This window comes from Paractinoplanes maris (genome assembly GCF_023544465.1).
Classification (GTDB): Bacteria; Actinomycetota; Actinomycetes; order Mycobacteriales; family Micromonosporaceae; genus Actinoplanes; species Actinoplanes maris.
Genome location: NZ_JALPVL010000001.1, coordinates 623927 through 640734 on the forward strand (window position 1 = coordinate 623927; position 16808 = coordinate 640734).

At 69.6% G+C, this 16808-nt stretch carries 20 protein-coding genes; 9 read left to right on the forward strand and 11 right to left on the reverse strand.

Translation table 11 applies throughout. The annotated features are described in order from the left end of the window. Positions 1–5: 5 nt before the first annotated feature. The 3 genes from NAG42_RS02975 to NAG42_RS02985 are packed head-to-tail and all read right to left on the reverse strand — an operon-like array spanning position 6 to position 3114. Positions 6–1097, reverse strand: coding sequence for an alcohol dehydrogenase catalytic domain-containing protein (locus tag NAG42_RS02975; protein ID WP_250027668.1), 1092 nt, complete (start codon positions 1095–1097; stop codon positions 6–8). Further along, positions 1094–2488, reverse strand: a complete 1395-nt coding sequence (locus NAG42_RS02980; protein ID WP_250027670.1) for an aldehyde dehydrogenase family protein — start codon at positions 2486–2488, stop codon at positions 1094–1096. Before NAG42_RS02980 ends, NAG42_RS02975 begins: the two co-directional genes overlap by 4 nt. Next, positions 2488–3114 (reverse strand): TetR/AcrR family transcriptional regulator C-terminal domain-containing protein, encoded by a 627-nt coding sequence (locus NAG42_RS02985; protein ID WP_250027671.1) that lies wholly within the window; start codon positions 3112–3114, stop codon positions 2488–2490. Before NAG42_RS02985 ends, NAG42_RS02980 begins: the two co-directional genes overlap by 1 nt. Positions 3115–3175: 61 nt before the next feature. Here NAG42_RS02985 and NAG42_RS02990 point away from each other — a divergent pair, with 61 nt between their 5' ends. Together NAG42_RS02990 and NAG42_RS02995 are read left to right on the forward strand one after the other, a co-directional pair. Next, entirely contained in the window at positions 3176–4348 is a 1173-nt protein-coding gene (locus NAG42_RS02990; RefSeq protein WP_250027673.1) for an acyl-CoA dehydrogenase family protein, read from the forward strand. After that, positions 4345–5874, forward strand: coding sequence for a long-chain-fatty-acid--CoA ligase (locus NAG42_RS02995; protein WP_250027675.1), 1530 nt, complete (start codon positions 4345–4347; stop codon positions 5872–5874). The genes NAG42_RS02990 and NAG42_RS02995 overlap by 4 nt, the downstream gene beginning before the upstream one ends. Here the strand turns inward: NAG42_RS02995 and NAG42_RS03000 are convergent. After that, entirely contained in the window at positions 5863–6285 is a 423-nt protein-coding gene (locus NAG42_RS03000) for a (deoxy)nucleoside triphosphate pyrophosphohydrolase (RefSeq protein ID WP_250027677.1), read from the reverse strand. The two genes, NAG42_RS02995 and NAG42_RS03000, sit on opposite strands and share 12 nt — an antisense overlap. Before the next feature lie 182 nt (positions 6286–6467). Here NAG42_RS03000 and NAG42_RS03005 point away from each other — a divergent pair, with 182 nt between their 5' ends. Together NAG42_RS03005 and NAG42_RS03010 are read left to right on the forward strand one after the other, a co-directional pair. After that, the gene (locus tag NAG42_RS03005; protein ID WP_250027679.1) at positions 6468–6785 is read left to right on the forward strand and encodes a 4a-hydroxytetrahydrobiopterin dehydratase; all 318 of its coding nucleotides are present in this window, start codon (positions 6468–6470) and stop codon (positions 6783–6785) included. A gap of 16 nt (positions 6786–6801) precedes the next feature. Then, complete coding sequence (locus NAG42_RS03010; protein WP_250027681.1) at positions 6802–7164, forward strand: PH domain-containing protein; 363 nt, start codon at positions 6802–6804, stop codon at positions 7162–7164. On the opposite strand, the gene NAG42_RS03015 is transcribed toward NAG42_RS03010, so the two are convergent. The 5 genes from NAG42_RS03015 to NAG42_RS03035 form a co-directional block, all read right to left on the reverse strand. Continuing rightward, entirely contained in the window at positions 7161–7892 is a 732-nt protein-coding gene (locus NAG42_RS03015; RefSeq protein WP_250027683.1) for a Type 1 glutamine amidotransferase-like domain-containing protein, read from the reverse strand. The genes NAG42_RS03010 and NAG42_RS03015 overlap by 4 nt on opposite strands. Next, positions 7889–8722 carry a nucleotidyltransferase domain-containing protein gene (locus NAG42_RS03020; RefSeq protein ID WP_250027684.1) on the reverse strand — a complete coding sequence of 278 codons (834 nt, stop codon included), beginning with the start codon at positions 8720–8722 and terminating at the stop codon, positions 7889–7891. Before NAG42_RS03020 ends, NAG42_RS03015 begins: the two co-directional genes overlap by 4 nt. After that, positions 8713–9453, reverse strand: coding sequence for a methyltransferase domain-containing protein (locus NAG42_RS03025; RefSeq protein ID WP_250027686.1), 741 nt, complete (start codon positions 9451–9453; stop codon positions 8713–8715). Before NAG42_RS03025 ends, NAG42_RS03020 begins: the two co-directional genes overlap by 10 nt. Next, positions 9450–10451, reverse strand: a complete 1002-nt coding sequence (locus tag NAG42_RS03030; RefSeq protein WP_250027688.1) for a G5 domain-containing protein — start codon at positions 10449–10451, stop codon at positions 9450–9452. Before NAG42_RS03030 ends, NAG42_RS03025 begins: the two co-directional genes overlap by 4 nt. 118 nt (positions 10452–10569) lie before the next feature. Next, on the reverse strand, positions 10570–11133 hold the full coding sequence (locus tag NAG42_RS03035) for an NADPH-dependent FMN reductase (protein ID WP_250027690.1): 564 nt from the start codon (positions 11131–11133) through the stop codon (positions 10570–10572). Positions 11134–11233: 100 nt separating this feature from the next. Here NAG42_RS03035 and NAG42_RS03040 point away from each other — a divergent pair, with 100 nt between their 5' ends. The 3 genes from NAG42_RS03040 to NAG42_RS03050 are packed head-to-tail and all read left to right on the forward strand — an operon-like array spanning position 11234 to position 12781. Then, positions 11234–11722 (forward strand): MarR family winged helix-turn-helix transcriptional regulator, encoded by a 489-nt coding sequence (locus NAG42_RS03040; RefSeq protein ID WP_250027691.1) that lies wholly within the window; start codon positions 11234–11236, stop codon positions 11720–11722. Then, entirely contained in the window at positions 11719–12171 is a 453-nt protein-coding gene (locus NAG42_RS03045; RefSeq protein ID WP_250027692.1) for a GNAT family N-acetyltransferase, read from the forward strand. The genes NAG42_RS03040 and NAG42_RS03045 overlap by 4 nt, the downstream gene beginning before the upstream one ends. Positions 12172–12193: 22 nt before the next feature. Continuing rightward, the gene (locus NAG42_RS03050; protein ID WP_250027693.1) at positions 12194–12781 is read left to right on the forward strand and encodes a Uma2 family endonuclease; all 588 of its coding nucleotides are present in this window, start codon (positions 12194–12196) and stop codon (positions 12779–12781) included. 12 nt (positions 12782–12793) lie between these two features. On the opposite strand, the gene ychF is transcribed toward NAG42_RS03050, so the two are convergent. Together ychF and NAG42_RS03060 are read right to left on the reverse strand one after the other, a co-directional pair. Continuing rightward, positions 12794–13879, reverse strand: coding sequence for a redox-regulated ATPase YchF (gene ychF / locus NAG42_RS03055; RefSeq protein ID WP_250027694.1), 1086 nt, complete (start codon positions 13877–13879; stop codon positions 12794–12796). 22 nt (positions 13880–13901) lie between these two features. Then, positions 13902–14663: an alpha/beta fold hydrolase gene (locus tag NAG42_RS03060; protein WP_250027695.1), complete on the reverse strand. Its 762-nt coding sequence runs from the start codon at positions 14661–14663 to the stop codon at positions 13902–13904. A gap of 109 nt (positions 14664–14772) precedes the next feature. Here NAG42_RS03060 and NAG42_RS03065 point away from each other — a divergent pair, with 109 nt between their 5' ends. Then, the gene (locus NAG42_RS03065; RefSeq protein ID WP_250027697.1) at positions 14773–16191 is read left to right on the forward strand and encodes a DNA-3-methyladenine glycosylase 2 family protein; all 1419 of its coding nucleotides are present in this window, start codon (positions 14773–14775) and stop codon (positions 16189–16191) included. Positions 16192–16268: 77 nt separating this feature from the next. Next, positions 16269–16766 carry a methylated-DNA--[protein]-cysteine S-methyltransferase gene (locus NAG42_RS03070; protein ID WP_250028335.1) on the forward strand — a complete coding sequence of 166 codons (498 nt, stop codon included), beginning with the start codon at positions 16269–16271 and terminating at the stop codon, positions 16764–16766. Positions 16767–16808: the final 42 nt, after the last annotated feature.

The following is a 16808-nucleotide window of genomic DNA, read 5'->3' on the forward strand; positions in this document are numbered from 1 at the left end:
GGTGATTACACCAGGGTCACCACCGAGCGGGCGCCCTCGCCCCGGGCCATCCGGTCGAAGGCGTCGGGCACCTCGGCCAGCGTGATGCGGTCGGTGATCAGGTGGTCGAGCGACAGGCGGCCGGCGAGCACGTCGTCGGCCAGGGCCGGGATCTCGACGTCGAAATCGGCCGAGCCGTAGACCGAGGACCGCAGGATGCGCGCCGACGAGAAGATGTCCAATGCGGACAGCGACACCTGGTCGTCGTTCGAGCCCATGCCGACCACGGTGACCCGCCCGCCCCGGCGGGTGGCCCGCCAGGCCGCCCGGATCGTCGTGGCCCGGCCCACACATTCGAAGGCGTGGTCGGCCCCGCGGCCCGACGTGCGCCCACGGATCTCCTTGGACAAGGCGTCCGACGAGACCACGAAGTCGGTGGCCCCGGCCGCCTCGGCCAGGCCCTTCTTCGCCTCGGTGACGTCGACCGCGATCACGTCGGAGGCACCGGCGGCCCGGGCCGCGGCGACCACCGATAGGCCCACACCGCCGAGCCCGATCACCACCACCGACTCGCCGGTCTGCACCTGAGCCGTATTGCGCACCGCGCCCGCACCGGTCAGCACGCCGCAGCTGAGCAGCGCCGCGACCTCGAACTCGAGCGCCGACGGCACCTTGATCACGGCATTTTCCGGTGCGACGACCTGGTCGGCGAACGCGCCCAGACCGAGCGCCACGTGCACCGGCGCACCGTCGAGGGTCACGCCGTTCTCCAGCGAGGCCACGCCGGACGACGTCGAGCACAGCCACGGCTCGCCGTTGTCGCAGAACCAGCAGTTGCGGCACGCGGGCTGCCAGTTGAGCACCACGTGGTCGCCGACCGCGGCTCGCGTCACATGGTCACCGACCTCGACCACCTCGCCCGCGGCCTCGTGCCCCAGCACCAACGGGTACGACGGCCGGATGGTGCCGTTCACCATGGACAGATCGGAGTGGCACACGCCGGCCGCGCGCACCTTGACGCGCACCTGGCCGGGGCCCACCTCGGGCCGGTGCAGCTCGGCCACCTCGGGCCGCGCACCGGGCGAGAGGAGGACCAGGCCGTTGAAGAAAGCAGTCATCGCTGGATCGCCTTCACTTGCTGGAACTCGGCCAGACCGAACTCGCCCAGCTCGCGCCCGACGCCGGACTGCTTGTAACCGCCGAAGGGCGCGGCCGGGTTGAAAGAGCCACCGTTGACGTCGACCTGACCGGTGCGCAGCCGCCGCGCCACGGCGAGGGCGCGCTCGTCGGAGCCCCAGACGCCGCCGGCCAGCCCGTACTTCGAGTTGTTGGCGATCGCCACCGCCTCGTCGTCCGACGAGAACGGGATGATCGACAGCACCGGGCCGAAGATCTCCTCCTGGGCGAGCTCGCTGGACGGGTCGACGTCGGCGAAGACGGTGGGCGCGACGAAATGCCCCTTGTCGGGGAGCGGGCGCTCGCCGGTGACGCGCCGGGCGGTGGCCCGCTCGATGAACCCGGTCACCCGATCTCGCTGCGCCCGGGAGACCAGCGGACCGAGCCGGGTCTCCGCGTCGAAGGGATCGCCCACCGTGTAGCCATCCGCGGTCTTGGCGGCCAGGGCCACCGCCTCGTCGTAATGGCTGCGGTGAACCAGCATCCTGGTCCAAGCCGTGCACGTCTGCCCGGAATTGAGGAAGGCGTTGCCCACCCCCACTTTGACGGCGCGCGGGAGATCGGCGTCCTCGAGGATGACGTTGGCCGACTTGCCGCCCAGCTCGAGCGCGACCTTGGCGATGCGGTCGGCGGCGGCGTGGGTGACGGCCCGCCCGGTCGCCGTCGAGCCGGTGAAGGACACCATGTCGACGTCGGGGTGCCCGGCGATGGCCGCACCGACCACCGGGCCCGTGCCGGTCACCACATTGAGCACACCGGCCGGGACGCCCGCCTCCTCGGCCGCGTCGACCAGCAGGAACGCGACGAGCGGGGTCAGCTCGCTCGGCTTGAGCACGACCGTGCACCCGGCCGCCATCGCCGCGGCCACCTTGGCCACCACCTGATGCAGCGGGTAATTCCACGGTGTGATCGCGCCGACCACACCGACCGGCTCGTGCTCGATGAGCGAATTGCCGATGGTGCGCTCGGAGGCCGGCTGCGCGGCCAGATCGGCGTACGAGCGAAGGACCGCAAGCGGAAGGCCGGCCTGGACCGCCTTGGCGATCTTGAGCGGCGCCCCCAGCTCGAGCCCCACGGTCCGGGCGATGTCACCGGCACGGGCGGCCAGCGCGGTGTGCAGCCGGTCGAGCACTGCGGCCCGCGGGGCGCCGGCCCACGAGTCGAACGCCGCGCGCGCCGCGGCGACCGCACGATCGACATCGGCCGCCGTGCCGGCCGGCACGTGACCCAGCACCTCCTCGGTGGCCGGATTCTCCACCGCGATGGTCTCGGTGGAGGCGGGTGCGACCCACTCCCCACCGATGTAGAGGTGTGGCCGGTCGAACGATGTCATCAGCGGGTCCCCATCTCGTATCGGGCCGTCAGGCCGGTGATCAGCAGGTCCAGTCCGAGTTCGAAGGCGCCCTCGTCCACGGCTTCATGATGCTCCGCCAGACGGGGTGCTTGGTGCAGGTGTGGATAACGTTCGTAAAGCTGTGGATCGGCGTCGAAGCCGAGCGCGAAGGAGCCGAGCGCCGAGCCGGTGACCAGGTATCGCATGAGCGCGCCGATATGGGTGGCCCGCGCATAGGACCAGCCGGCGTCGACCAGAGCCCCGTAGACCGCCTCGGCCATGGCCAGACCGCCCGGCCGGCGACCGGGGCCCTGGGCGAGCACCGGAACGACGTTCGGGTGGGCGACGAGCACCGCGCGATAGGAGAAGGCCCAGTGCCGCAGCGCCTCGTCCCACTTGTGCAGGGCGAAGGCCGACACGTCGACCTGCGCGATCACCGCGTCGGCGACCGCGTCCACGATCTCGGCCTTCGTCGCGAAGTGGTTGTAGAGCGAGGGTCCCTGGACGCCGAGCTCGGTGGCGAGCCGGCGCATCGACAGCGCGTCGAGCCCCTCGGCGTCGACCAGCGCCGAGGCCGCCTCGACGATCCGCTGACGTGTGAGCAGCGTCTGCCGGGGCCGAGCCATACGCACCCCCCGCGAAAAGAAGTACTGGACGGGTAAAAACTTACACCGCTAGTTTAACGGCATGGACTTCTCGCTCACCGACGAGGAACGCGCGATTCGCGACACCGCCCGCCAGTTCATCACCCGCGAGGTCATGCCGCTCGAACAGGAGGCGCTGCTGCGCGAGCGCCGGCACGAGCCCGGCCTCGACCGCAGCGAACTGCGCGAGCTCCAACAGAAGGCCAAGAAGTTCGGCTTCTGGGGTCTGTCCACACCGGAGGAGTACGGCGGGATGGACCTGCCGGCCGTGCTGCAGTCACTGATCTGGACCGAGGTGGGCCGCACCTTCGTGCAGTTCAAGTTCGGTGGCGAGGCCGACAACATCCTCTACTACGCCAATGACCAGCAGAAGGCGGAGTTCCTGGTCCCCACGATCGAGGGCGACCGGATCTCCTGCTTCGCGATCACCGAACCCGGTGCCGGCTCCGACGCGGCCAACATCAAGCTGAGCGCCCGCCAGGACGGTGACGACTGGATCCTCAACGGCGAGAAGACCTTCATCACCAACGGCAACGACGCCGACTTCGTCATCGTCGTCGCGGTCACCGATCGGGAGAAGGGTGTGCGCGGCGGCGGCACCACGGCGTTCCTGGTCGACCGGGCGATGGGCTGGCGCTCCGAGTTCATCCAGACCATGGGCGAGGGCGGCCCGGCCGCGCTGATCTTCGAGGACGTGCGGGTGCCGGCCCGCAACATCCTGGGCGAGATCGGGCAGGGCTTCGAGCTGGGGATGAAATGGATCGGCAAGGGCCGCTACCTGATCCCGTCCAACGCTCTGGGCATCGCCGAGCGGTCGCTGGGCATGGCGATCGAGTACGCGAACACCCGCGAGACCTTCGGCCGCAAGATCGGTGAGAACCAGGCCATCCAGTGGATGATCGCCGATTCCGAGGTCGAGCTCGAGGCGGCCCGCTGGCTGATCCTGCGCGCGGCCTGGACGGTCGACCAGGGCGAGGACCCGCGGCACGCGTCCTCCATGGCCAAGCTCTACGGCGCTCAGATGGTCAACAACGTGGTCGACCGGGTCATGCAGATCCACGGCGGGATGGGATACACCCGCGAGCTTCCGATCGAACGGTGGTACCGCCAGGTGCGACTTATGCGTATCTATGAAGGTACCGATGAGATGCAGCGCCTGATCATCTCTCGCGACCTGCTCCGTGGATACACCAAGATCGGAGGGCACCTGGCATGACCATGTTGTCGCTGGCCACCGTCCTGGCCGAGGCAGCCCGGAAACATCCCGACAAAATCGCGGTGATCGACAGCCTGACCACCGAACGCATCACCTACCGCGACCTCTGGCAACAGACCCTCGCGTACGCCGGAGGTCTGCGCCAACTCGGCGTCGAGCCAGGCGACGTCGTGGCGATCCAGATCCCCAACCTCGCCGACTTCCCCCGGGTCTATTACGCGGTGCTGGCGGCCGGTGCCACGATCGTCCCGATGCACCTCCTGCTGACCCCGGAGGAGAACGCGTACGTCCTGCGGGACAGCGGGGCGAAACTGCTGGTGGCCCACTCCAGTCAGCTGGAGAACGCGGCGGCCGCGGCCAAGATGGCCGGCATTCCGGTCGCCTCGGTCGGTCCGGCGGTGCCGGGGATCACCCGGCTGGAGGAGGCCGGCGGCAAGCCTCTCCGGACGTACGAGAGCCGCGAGGCCGAGGACGTGGCGGTCGTCTTCTATACGAGCGGCACCACCGGCAAGCCCAAGGGCGCCCTGCTCACCCACCTCAACCTCGTGATGAACACGATGGTCAACGTCTTCGACATCCACGGCCTGAGCGACGAAGACATCGTGATGGGCTGTCTGCCGCTGTTCCACACGTTCGGCCAGACCGTGGGCATGAACGGCACGTTCCGCCTGGGCGGCACGATCGTCCTGATGGCCCGTTTCACCGGCGAGGCCGCGATCCAGCTCATGGTCCGTGAGAACGTGACGATCTTCCACGGCGTGCCGACGATGTACATCGGCCTGCTCGAGGCCGCAGCCAAGGCCGACAAGCTGCCCAGCCTGCGCCTCTGCGTCTCGGGCGGCGCGTCCCTGCCGGTCGCGGTGCTCGAGCGGTTCAACGAGATCTTCCAGGCGACGATCTACGAGGGGTACGGCCTGTCCGAGACCTCGCCGACGGCGACCACCAACCAGCCCGCGTTCGGTGCCCGGCCGGGCACGGTCGGCCATCCGATCTGGGGCGTCGACGTCGAGATCGCCCGGCCCGAGATCGACGAGCGGATCGAGCTGATGGACGACGGCGAACTGGGCGAGATCGTCATCCGCGGGCACAACGTCTTCGCCGGCTACCTCAACAACCCGTCGGCGACGGCCGAGGCGGTCGTGGACGGGTGGTTCCGTACCGGAGACCTCGGCACCAAGGACGCCGAGGGCTTCATCACGATCGTCGACCGCAAGAAGGACCTGGTGATCCGGGGCGGCTTCAACGTCTATCCGCGCGAGGTCGAGGAGGCACTGGCCCGCCACCCCGCTGTGCTGCAGGTGGCGGTGATCGGCGTGCCCGACCCGGTGCACGGCGAGGAGATCTGCGCGGTGGTGGTGCCCGACCCGGGTGGCATCACCGCCGACGAGCTGATCGAGTGGTCACGCGAGAAGCTCGGCAAGCACAAGTACCCGCGTCAGATCCGGTTCGCCGAGCAGCTGCCGCTCGGACCGAGCTTCAAGGTGCTCAAGCGGGAACTGCGCAAGACGTACGGCTCAGAGCAGTAACGCCGGGAGCTCCGCGACGATCGGCTTGTCCGCGGGCAACCAGTGCACACTGTCCAGCTCGTCGGGGGCGAGCCAGCGCATGGACGTGTGCTCCAGGGCCCGCGGCACGTCGCCCTCCAGCAGGCGTACGGCGAACACCCGCAGCACAGCCCGGCCGTGCGCCAGCGGAACGTCGGGACCGACCCGGGCCCCCACCTCGACGCGGACGCCCAGCTCCTCGGCGCACTCGCGGGCCAGCGCCTGCTCGTCGGTCTCACCCGGCTCGACCTTGCCGCCGGGGAACTCCCAGCGCCCGGCCACCTCCACCGGCGCCGACCGCTCGCAGGCCAGGACCCGCCCATCGGTGATGATCACCGCAGCCACGATTACTTTGCGTGACCGCGTGTCCTTGACATGCTGTTTCGGCGGCATGAATCAAGAGCTTCCCACAAAACTTTACCGTTCAGGTTGCCCGAGGCGTCCTGATCGTCACGCAAACACGGATATGTGGGCGTGGACATGATTGCCGCGGGAAGCAACACTTGACGCACCGACCATGACGACACGGCGACAGTTTGGCCACAAGCCGGCAACGACGCCTAGGGGGTGCGGCGATGCGGGCCAGAAGGCAACGGGTGAAACAGTCCGACTACCTCAGTGACGCGCTGACTCTGCTGAACGGCTGGACGCGTGACGGCGTACAGCTCAAGCGCGAGCTGGCATGCGACGACAGTCAGCATGCCGCATTGACGGAACGGATCAAGGTGGCGGCGGACACACTGCGCATACGCCCCAGCATCCGGCGGACTGACGGTCACACTCAGATCTGTCTGGGTGATCGGGACGGCGATACCCTCACCGACGGTGAGGTCGCCCTCGCCGCCCGGATCGAGGACTTCTACCGCACGGTGACGGCTCCGCATAGCTCGTGATCGCTACGCTCGACGCATGAGCGAAGTGATCTACGACAGCAAGGGCCAGCTCCAGCAGGTTGAGAGCGGCCTGCTGGACGGTGAGCAGATCATCGCCGTCTACGACGCGGTGGGCGCGGGCACGGGCTTCATCGGGCTGACCAACCGGCGCGTCATCATCCAGGACAAGTCCTTCGTCGGGAAGCGCGTCGCGCTCACCAGCATCCCGTATTCGAAGGTCAGCAGCGTCAGCGTGGTGAGCAACAAGAGCTGGGCCGGCCAGTTCTTCTCGACCGGCGTCATCGCGATCACGGTCGGCCAGCACATCTACGAGGTGGAGTTCCGCGGGTCCGAGAAGACCCACCACGTCCACAACGTGATCCTGCACTACGCCAGCTAGAGCACCCGCGTGGCCAGCGGCGTCTCGGTCACTGTGCCGTCGGCCGCGCGCTCGAGCCGGTAACCCAGCGAGCCGGGCCGGTCGGCCACCACCTCGGCCAGCGTGGTGCCGTGGTAGATCAGGCCGGCGCCTTCGTCGGTCGCGTAGCCGTCGCCGAGCGTGCCGTCGCCGATCAGCTCGTGCATCTTGGGCCGCCGCTGGTCCTCGGCGTCGTAGTGCACCCCGTTGCTGTAGGGCAGCCAGCCCAGCCCGTCGGTGAAGGCCCGCAGGTCGGGTCCGAAGCTGTCAGTGGTGCCGCCCTGGTGCCAGCAGATCGAGCCGGCCGAGACGCCGCTGAGCACCACGCCCGCCTGCCACGCCTCGTGCAGGATGCGATCGACGCCGTGCACCCGCCACACCGCGCACAGGTTGGCCACGCTGCCGCCGTGCACCCAGATGATGTCCTGCTCGAGCAGGTGAGCCCGGATGTCGGCGACGTTCGGCATCGGGAAGAGCTGCAGGTGGGACACCACGAACTCGCTGCCGGCGAAGGCCCGGTAATGCGCGCCGATGAGCTCCTCGGGGTCGCCGGTGGCCTGGGTCAGCACGCAGACGCGCGGCTTGGCCGTGGCGTTCGCGAGCTCGGCGGCGAGCCGATGGATCTTGCCGGGGCGCAGATCGTAGCGGCCGCGCCGGCCGACCTCGAAGAACGCACTGGTGGCCAGGATGGTGGGCTGGTCGGCGGTCACCGCACCATCATGGTGCACGCGTCGGTCGTGTCCAGCACGAGGTCGGCGGCGATGTCGATGGCCAGGCGCAACCGCAGTGGCTCACCCTCCAGCGCGGCGAAGGCCTGGTCGACCCGCTCGGCGAAACGCTCGGGCGCGCCGGGAAGGGCGGCGGTCGCGGCCACGGCGCCCTTCTCGTTGATCAGCCAGCGGCCGGCCGCGCCGTGCAGGGCGTGCGCGCACACGCCGACCAGCCGGAACAGGCAGCCGGCGACGAAGGCGGTGTCGAGCCGCGGAATCCCCTTGCGGGCGAGCGCCACCAAGAAGTCGGCCTCCCACAGCCCCGCGATCAGTGCTTCGGACAGCGCGGGCGGGTAGGTCCGCAGGCTGTCGCGCAGCGTGCCGAGCTCGCCGGTCGGGTCGGTCAGGATCCGGCCCAGAGCCAGTTCCCCCGCATACGCGTGATCGGCGAACCCGAGCGGATGGCCGCCCTGCTGATGGAAGGCGTAGGTCCCCCGCTCGAGGTCGGCGCACACCCCGCGTACGCGATCGAGGTCTCGATAAATGAAATCCAGCGCGCCGCCGTCGACCTCGAGCCACCCGCCGCCGTCGACCCACGGCCCCCAGCCGCCGGGCGTGGTGACCTGTGCCGACGGACCGGCGAACGCGCGGGCCACCGCACCCAGGCGATCGACGTCGAGTGGCGCGCGGTAATAGAGGCCCAGGTCGGTGTCGGACTCCGGGGTGTGGGTGCCCCGGGCGCGGCTGCCGCCCAGCACGACGCCGATCACGCCGGGGACGCGGACGACCTCGGCGGCGATCTCGGCGAGCCGGGCGTCACTCAGGCCCATCGGCGGGCCTCGATCAACACGCGGGTGGCGTACGAGACGAACATGCCCTTCACGGTGATCTCCTCGTGGACCGCCCGCAACCGGTCGCGGTATTTCCCGATCGTGAAACCGGGCACGGTCCAGACGACCTTGCGCAGGAAGTGCGCCACCGCGGCGATGTCGTAGAACTCGGCGCGCAGGCGCTCCCCGCGTACGCGAAGGACCTCGAACCCGGCGGCCTCGGCCGCCGCCGCGATCTGCTCGGGGTGCTGATGCTCCGGCGGCGGCAGCGGGCCCAGCATCGCCTCGGACAGCTCACGGTTGCTGCCGGGCCCGATCTGCTGGGACAGAAAGGTGCCGCGCCGCGTGAGGACGCGGGCGATCTCGGTCCAGACCGTGGTGACCGGGTGCCGGCTCACCACCAGGTCGAAGACACCGTCGCGGAACGGCAGGCCGTCCGCCTCGACGACGTGGCCCAGCCGCGACCGGGCGACGGGCAGGTTCGGCGGCCAGGCCTCCGTGGCGACATGCGTTCCCGTGGACCCGGACTTCGCGATCGCGGACGCGAAGACCTCGCCTCCGCCGGTCTGCAGGTCCAGGGCGGCGCGGGCGTGGGTCAGCCGCTCGGCCACCAGGTCGGCGTAACCCCACGAGGGCCGCTGCTCGATCGCCCGGCCCTCGAACCACGAGAAGTCCCAGCCCTCGAGCGGAACGGAGGCGGCCTCGTCGAGCAGGGTGTCGAAGTCCTTCACTGCGGCAGTTTGGGCAGTTCCAGCTCCGGGTCGCAATCCATTTCCGGCAGCTCGACCTCGGGCAGCTCGACCTCCACCTCGAGGTCGAGCAGTTCCACCTGGTCATCCGGGCAGTACGGCCGGGCGGCCTGGCGGCCCAGCAGGCACAGGTCGAGCTTCTTGCCCCGGCAACCCTCGCCCCCGCCCCGGCCGCCGCCGAACGTCCGGTCGAAGCCGCGCCGGGAGCCGAACACGATCACGCGGTGCTGCGGCTCGCGGGTGACCGTGATGTCCATCAGCTTGCGCTCCGTCTCCTGGCCTCCGGTCACGGTCACGAGGTAGCGCAGGGTCTCCTCACCGGGCACCCCGGCCACCCGCACCTTGCGGAAGCCGCGCGGCAGGGACGGGTCGCGCACGAACTGGGTCTGGAACGGGACCTCGCGCTTCTCGTAATCGGTGCGCGTGGTGACGTCCGGCGTGTTCTTCGGCGGCACGACCGGGGCGGCCGGCTTCGCGGGCACGGTGGCCGGCTTACGCGGGGGTTGCGGCTGGGCCGGGACCGGGCCTCGGACTCCCGGGCCTCGAGTTCCCGCGCCTCGAGCTTGCGGGCGGGTCTGGCCCCGGGCCGGCGGCTTGGCCTGAGCTTGCGGGTTGACCTGCGCCCGCGGGTTGACCTGGGCCTGCGGGGCGGTTTGAAGCGGGGGGTGAATCGAACCCGGCTCATACGGACCGCGCGGGCCGGTGCGGTCGGCCTGATCGGTCGTCCGGGAGAGCGTCGCGGCCGGATCCAAGCCGAGGGGGGCCGGCACGTGCGCGGGTGGCTCCGGCGGCACAGCGTCCATGCCGGTTTTCGGGTCGGCCTGGCCGACGGCGGTCACGATCCGCGGGGCGTCCGGGCCGTCCTTGGCCAGGACGGCCACGCCGACCACGGCACCGCCGATCGCGAGGAGCAGCGCGCCGGTGCCGGCCGTCATCCGTACGCCGAAGGGCAGCCGGGCCCACCAAGACTTTCGTGGCATTTCGAGCAATTGCTGTAATGAGTCACTAGTTGTCTGGTTTTGCACCTATGCATTGTGCGGCGCGAGGCCCCGGACACCAACATCCGGGGCCTCGTGGCGTTTTTGATCAAATGAACCCTCAGGCGGCCTGGCGAACCGTCTCGAGAGCCCTGCTCCAGGTCACGGTCTGGTCGAGGACCGCGGCCAGGGCCTGCTCCTGGCGCTCGCTGGGCAGGAACTTGCTGTAGTTCTCGAAGTCGGTCGCGAGCGACAGCAGCACCTGGGCGCGCACGTCGGCCAGCATGAGCTCGCCGGCGATCAGGCGCAGGTGCTCGACGGCGCGGGCGCCACCGACCGAGCCGTAGCCGACGAAACCGACGGCCTTGTTGTTCCACTCCTTGAAGAGGAAGTCGATCGCGTTCTTCAGCGCGCCCGACGTGGAGTGGTTGTACTCCGGGGTCACCATGATGAAGCCGTCGAACGAGTCGATCTTCTTGGCCCACTCGATGGTGTGCGGCTTGGTGTACTGGCCCATCGACGGCGGGATCGCCTCGTCGAGGTGGGGCAGGTTGAAGTCGAGAAGGTCGACGAGCTCGAACTCGGCGTCGGTGCGCTTGGCAGCGACGTCGTACACCCACTTGGCCACAGCCTCGCCGTTGCGGCCCGGGCGGGTGCTGCCGAGGATAATTCCGATCTTGGTCATCGCTTTTACTTCCTTAGCCTGGCGCTGGTCGGTGTGTCCTCGCGCTCTAACTTGCTGCGTCAAGCAACTATTCCTGGTTCACAGGCTTACGATCAACCTCATGTCCGCCACATCACCCGATCCGGGCCTGCCGCCGGATCTCACCGCACTCTCCGAGAAGGAGGAGGCGGTCATGCGGGCGCTCGGCCGGATCCTGCTCGTGCTGCCCCGGGCCATGAATGCCGACCTCGAGAACGAGCAGCGCATGACGGCCAGCGAATACAACGTCCTGCGGCACCTCTCCGAGTCTCCCCACAGCCGCATGCGGATGAGCGAGCTTGCCCAGAGCTGTGACATGTCCCTCAGCGGGATGACCCGCCTGGCCGCCAAGCTGGAATCCCTCGGCTACCTGAACCGCGTCAAATGCGACGAGGACGCCCGCGGCTGGAACGCCGTCCTGACCGCGGACGGCCTGGCCCGCCTGCGGGAGGCCTGGCCCACCCACCTGGCCAGCGTCCGCCGCCACATCTTCGACCACCTGGGCGAGATCGACCTGGACGACCTGGCCACCGCCCTCAACAAGATGGCCACCGACGCGGACCTGCGATGACGACGATCGAGGAACGCCCCTGGGACGACCCGGCCGGCGCCGCCCTGCGCGAGGCCCAGCGGGCCGAGCTCGACGCCCGCTACGGCAGTGGCGATCACGAGCCCGGCGCCGCCCCGTCGGCCGCCGACATCGACCTGTTCCTGGTCGCCCTGGCCCCCGACGGCACCGCGCTGGCCTGCGGCGCCCTCCGTCGCCTGGACGCCACCAGCGCCGAGATCAAGCGCATGTATGTGGTCCCCACCAGCCGCGGCCAGGGCCTGGCCACGGCGGTGCTGCGCGCCCTGGAGTCAGCCGCGGTCACCCGGGGCTGGACCACCCTGCGCCTGGAGACGGGCACCGAGCAGCCGGAGGCGATCCGCTTTTACGAGCGCGAGGGCTACACCGAGATCCCGCTCTTCGGCCCCTACGCCGGCTCGGACCTCTCGGTTTGCTATGAGCGGACGCTCTGACAACGAATGTTACCGTGACGGCATGACTGCGGTGCCCGAGTGGATGCGGCCGCCTCGCCCTGAGGGTTGGTATTCCGATGACCTCGACGAGCTCGCCGAAGCACCGCGCCACACCGAACTGATCGATGGAGCGCTCGTCTTCATGATGTCTCCTCAGCGGGTGTGGCACGCCCGGATGATCACCGCGCTGGTGAATTCCCTGACGGAACAGGCACCGACAGGCGTCGAGGTCGATCGGGAAATTACGATCCGACTCGATAAGTGGAATCGCCCTGAGCCTGACCTCCTGGTCACAACGGCACCCTACGATCCCTCCCGCACTTTCTACACTCCGGAAGAGACCGTGCTGGTCGTTGAGGTTGTCTCCCCGGAGTCGGCCCACCGTGACCGTAATGTCAAGGTGCGCAAGTACGCAGAGGCCGGCATCGCGAACTACTGGCGCGTCGAGGACGAGGACGGGTCACCGGTGGTTCACACCTATGAAATCGATGGGCCCACCCGGTCGTACGTGCCGACCGGTATTCATCGACGTGAGCTGCGCACCACAGTGCCATTCACGATTGATCTGAATCTGAATGAGCTGGTACCGGGTCGCAAGGGCGCCAGCTGACTCAGCCTTTTCCTAGACGTTGAAGCGGAACTCGACGACGTCGCCGTCCTTCATGATGTAGTCCTTGCCCTCCATGCGGACCTTGCCGGCCGCCTTGGCGGCGGACATCGAGCCGGCCGCCATCAGGTCGTCGTAGCTGACGATCTCGGCCTTGATGAAGCCTCGCTGGAAGTCGCTGTGGATCACGCCGGCGGCCTCGGGGGCGGTGGCGCCGACCGGGATCACCCAGGCGCGAGCCTCCTTGGGACCGGCGGTCAGGTAGGTCTGCAGGCCCAGCGTGTTGAAGCCGACGCGGATCAGCTGGTTGAGGCCGGGCTCGGTCTGGCCGGTCGACTCGAGCAGCTCCTGCGCCTCATCCGCCGGCAGGTCGATGAGCTCGGACTCGATCTTCGCGTCCATGAAGACGGCCTCGGCCGGGGCGACCAGGGCGCGCAGCTCGTCGAGGAACGCCGCGTTGCCCAGCTCGTCCTCGTCGACGTTGAAGACGTAGAGGAACGGCTTGGTGGTCAGCAGGTGCAGCTCACCCAGCAGCTCGACGTCGATGCCGGCCGCCTTGGCGCCGGAGTGCAGCGTGACGCCGTCGTTGAGCAGCTTGAACGCGGCCTCGGCGGCCGCCACCGCGGGGGCGCGGTCCTTCTTGAGCTTGGCTTCCTTCTGCAGGCGGGGCAGCGCCTTCTCCACCGTCTGCAGGTCGGCCAGGATCAGCTCGGTGTTGATCGTCTCGATGTCGTCGGCGGGCGAGATCTTGCCGTCGACGTGCAGCACGTTGGGGTCGCTGAACGCGCGCACGACCTGGCAGATCGCCGAGGCGTCCCGGATGTTGGCGAGGAACGCGTTGCCGCGGCCCTGCCCCTTCGACGCGCCGCGCACCAGACCGGCGATGTCGACGAAGCTCACCGGGGCGGGGATCGTCTTCTCGCTGTCGAACAGCTCGGCGAGTTTCTCCAGCCGCTCGTCGGGCAGGCCGACCACGCCGACGTTCGGCTCGATCGTCGCGAACGGATAGTTCGCGGCGAGCACGTCGTTCTTGGTCAGGGCGTTGAACAGTGTGCTCTTGCCGACGTTGGGCAGGCCGACGATTCCGATGGTGAGGCTCACGGAACGTCAGTCTACGCAGCGGTCACCGGAAGAACTTCCGCAGTTCCGCCGCGACGCGTTCGGGCTTGCCGCTGTTGTCGGCGGCCACGTGGCCGACCCCGTCGAGCGTGACCCGTCGCACCCGCGGCAGCACGGGTTCCAGCCCGGTCAAAACCCCGTTCAGGTACGCCGGGGAGCGCTCGCCACCGAGTAGGAGCGTCTCGGCGGTGACCGCCGCATAACGGCTCAGCGGCCCGCTCGCCTGCTCCACCACGGCCGCGTCACCGCGCATCGTGGGCACCAGATCCCGGACGGCCGGGTCGGACCGCATCCACAGGCGCAACAGGGGCGAGACCGCGAGCCTCGGCACGTGCCGGAAATCGCCGGTGCCCTTGGACGCGGTGATCAGGGCGGCCACCGGGCGACCGGCGGCCAGTTCCTTCTCGTAGCGCGGCAGCCAGGCGATCGGATCGACCTCGCCGTACCGCAGTGGCGGCTCGTAGAGCGCCAGCCGCTCGATCCGCGGCAGTTCCAGGGCGCCGTGCAGGGCGACGACCGCGCCCGAGCTCAGCCCGAAGACGTTGCCGGCGCCGGTCTCGTCGAGCAGTGCCGCCAGATCGTCGATCTCGGACCGCAGACCACCCCGGCGGCGGTCCAGCACATAAACGGTGAACGTGCCGGCCAGCGCGGCGGCGAGCCGGGTGAAGCTGGCCGAGCTCTGCATCCCGCCGTGCAGCAGCACAACTTTGGGGCCGCCCGAGCCGAAGGTGCGATAGCTGATGTCTGATGCTGTCTTCGTCTCCATGTGTCAACCGTAGTTGACGAATGTCTCCGCGTCAACCAAGGTTGACACGACACGGCGATGTCCGAATCCCGCCAGCCACGGCGCCACCCGCAGGAGCAGACTCCAGGGCATGGAACTGGACTTCGAGCGGTGCTATCGCGCCGTGGACAGCCGGGACCAGCGCTTCGACGGCTGGTTCTGCACCGCGGTGACCAGCACTGGCATCTACTGCCGGCCGTCCTGCCCGGCGATGACTCCGAAGCGGGAGAACGTCAGCTTCTATCCGAGCGCGGCCGCCGCCCAGCGCGCCGGTTTCCGCGCCTGCAAGCGATGCCGGCCGGACGCGGCGCCCGGCTCCCCCGAGTGGGACGTGCGAGCCGATTTGGTCGGGCGGGCGATGCGGCTGATCGGCGACGGCATCGTCGACCGCGAGGGCGTGCCGGGACTGGCCGGCCGGCTCGGATACACCGAGCGGCACCTCAACCGGCTGCTCACCGCGGAGCTCGGCGCCGGGCCGCTGGCTCTGGCCCGGGCGCAGCGCGCGCAGACCGCCCGCATCCTGATCGAGACCACCGACCTGGGCTTGGCCGAGATCGCCTTCGCGGCCGGTTTCGGCAGCGTGCGGCAGTTCAACGACACGATCCAGGAGGTCTATGCCCAAGCGCCGAGCGGGCTGCGCGAGCGCCGGCCGGTCGCCCTCGGCGAAGCCGGCACGATCAACCTCCGGCTCGCCTACCGCTCCCCCCTGCACGCGCCGGCGCTGCTCGATTTCCTCGAGACCCGGGCTCTGCCCGGCGTGGAGAAGCGCGAGGGAAATACGTACGGCCGGGGTCTGACCCTGCCGCACGGGAGCGCGACCGTCTCGCTCACCCCGGCCGACCGCTGGGTCTCGGCGACGCTGCGGCTCAGCGACGTGCGCGACCTGGCCCCGGCCGTCGCCCGCTGCCGTCGCCTTTTCGACCTCGACGCCGACCCCGAGGCGGTCGACGCGACGCTGGGCGAGGACCCGGCCCTGGCCGCGATGGTGCGGGCCGAGCCGGGGGTGCGCGTGCCGCGGTCGGTGGACGGCTTCGAGATGACGGTGCGGGCGATCGTCGGACAACAGGTCAGTGTTTCGGGTGCGCGGACGACTGTGACTCGCATGATTCGTCCCTTCCTGCGGGCGGGTGAGCTGGTCGGGTTTCCGTCGGCGGCCCAGGTCGCCGACCTGCCGGACAGCGCGTTCGGCATGCCGGTGGCCCGGCGCGAGACCATCCGGCACCTGGCCGACGCGGTGGCCGACGGGAAGGTCGATCTGGACCCCGGTGCCGATCGCGAGGAGACGCTAGCGCGCCTGACCGACATTCCCGGGATAGGCCTGTGGACAGCCGGCTACGTCGCGATGCGCGCGATCGGCGATCCCGATGTCTTTCTGCCGACCGACCTCGCCGTGCGCCGGGGCGCCCGCGCTTTGGGCCTTCCGGACCAGGTCAAGACCCTTTCCGCGTACGCCGAAGGGTGGCGGCCGTGGCGAAGCTACGCCCTCGTCCGGCTCTGGCGCGCGGCTTAGTTGTCCACAGCCGACCAAGATCTTTTCCACGGCCGCCCCGGACGGGCCAGGCTGTGTCGCAACCCCTGGAGGACGTGATGTTGAAATACCGCACTCTCGAGACCGACGCCGGCCCGCTCACCGTCGTCGTGACCGGCACCGGCGCCGTCCGCGCGGCCGGTTTCACCGACCAGGTCGGTGAGCTCACCGAGCTGATCCATCTCCGGCTGCGCGAGCCGGTCGAGCCGGCCGACGACGTGGGCCCGGTCACCGGCCACGTGCGGGCCTATTTCGACGGTGACCGCACGGCCCTCGACGCCGTCGTGGTCGAGCAATACAGCGGCGGCGACTACATGCGCCACGCGTGGCAGATCATGCGCGAGATCAAGCCGGGCGCCCCGGTCACCTATTCGGACTTCGCGCGGCTCAGCGGCCGGCCCGCGGCGATCCGGGCGGCGGCGTCGGCCTGCGCGCGCAACCCGGTCGCCCTCTTCACCCCGTGTCACCGCGTGCTGCGGCTCGACGGATCGCTCGGCGGCTATCGCTGGGGGCTGCCGGTCAAGCGGTTCCTGCTCGACCACGAGGCGGCGGCGTGAGCGTTATTGGCGGGTCGTCACCGGCACGCCGCCGTAGCATTC

Excerpts from the sequence above, each read along its gene's own strand:
- NAG42_RS02975 (WP_250027668.1), bottom strand. The coding sequence starts at position 1,097 with ATGACTGCTTTCTTCAACGGCCTGGTCCTCCTCTCGCCCGGTGCGCGG.
- NAG42_RS02980 (WP_250027670.1), bottom strand. The coding sequence starts at position 2,488 with ATGACATCGTTCGACCGGCCACACCTCTACATCGGTGGGGAGTGGGTC.
- NAG42_RS02985 (WP_250027671.1), bottom strand. The coding sequence starts at position 3,114 with ATGGCTCGGCCCCGGCAGACGCTGCTCACACGTCAGCGGATCGTCGAG.
- NAG42_RS02990 (WP_250027673.1), top strand. The coding sequence starts at position 3,176 with ATGGACTTCTCGCTCACCGACGAGGAACGCGCGATTCGCGACACCGCC.
- NAG42_RS02995 (WP_250027675.1), top strand. The coding sequence starts at position 4,345 with ATGACCATGTTGTCGCTGGCCACCGTCCTGGCCGAGGCAGCCCGGAAA.
- NAG42_RS03000 (WP_250027677.1), bottom strand. The coding sequence starts at position 6,285 with ATGCCGCCGAAACAGCATGTCAAGGACACGCGGTCACGCAAAGTAATC.
- NAG42_RS03005 (WP_250027679.1), top strand. The coding sequence starts at position 6,468 with ATGCGGGCCAGAAGGCAACGGGTGAAACAGTCCGACTACCTCAGTGAC.
- NAG42_RS03010 (WP_250027681.1), top strand. The coding sequence starts at position 6,802 with ATGAGCGAAGTGATCTACGACAGCAAGGGCCAGCTCCAGCAGGTTGAG.
- NAG42_RS03020 (WP_250027684.1), bottom strand. The coding sequence starts at position 8,722 with ATGGGCCTGAGTGACGCCCGGCTCGCCGAGATCGCCGCCGAGGTCGTC.
- NAG42_RS03030 (WP_250027688.1), bottom strand. The coding sequence starts at position 10,451 with ATGCCACGAAAGTCTTGGTGGGCCCGGCTGCCCTTCGGCGTACGGATG.
- NAG42_RS03035 (WP_250027690.1), bottom strand. The coding sequence starts at position 11,133 with ATGACCAAGATCGGAATTATCCTCGGCAGCACCCGCCCGGGCCGCAAC.
- NAG42_RS03040 (WP_250027691.1), top strand. The coding sequence starts at position 11,234 with ATGTCCGCCACATCACCCGATCCGGGCCTGCCGCCGGATCTCACCGCA.
- NAG42_RS03045 (WP_250027692.1), top strand. The coding sequence starts at position 11,719 with ATGACGACGATCGAGGAACGCCCCTGGGACGACCCGGCCGGCGCCGCC.
- NAG42_RS03050 (WP_250027693.1), top strand. The coding sequence starts at position 12,194 with ATGACTGCGGTGCCCGAGTGGATGCGGCCGCCTCGCCCTGAGGGTTGG.
- NAG42_RS03060 (WP_250027695.1), bottom strand. The coding sequence starts at position 14,663 with ATGGAGACGAAGACAGCATCAGACATCAGCTATCGCACCTTCGGCTCG.
- NAG42_RS03065 (WP_250027697.1), top strand. The coding sequence starts at position 14,773 with ATGGAACTGGACTTCGAGCGGTGCTATCGCGCCGTGGACAGCCGGGAC.
- NAG42_RS03070 (WP_250028335.1), top strand. The coding sequence starts at position 16,269 with ATGTTGAAATACCGCACTCTCGAGACCGACGCCGGCCCGCTCACCGTC.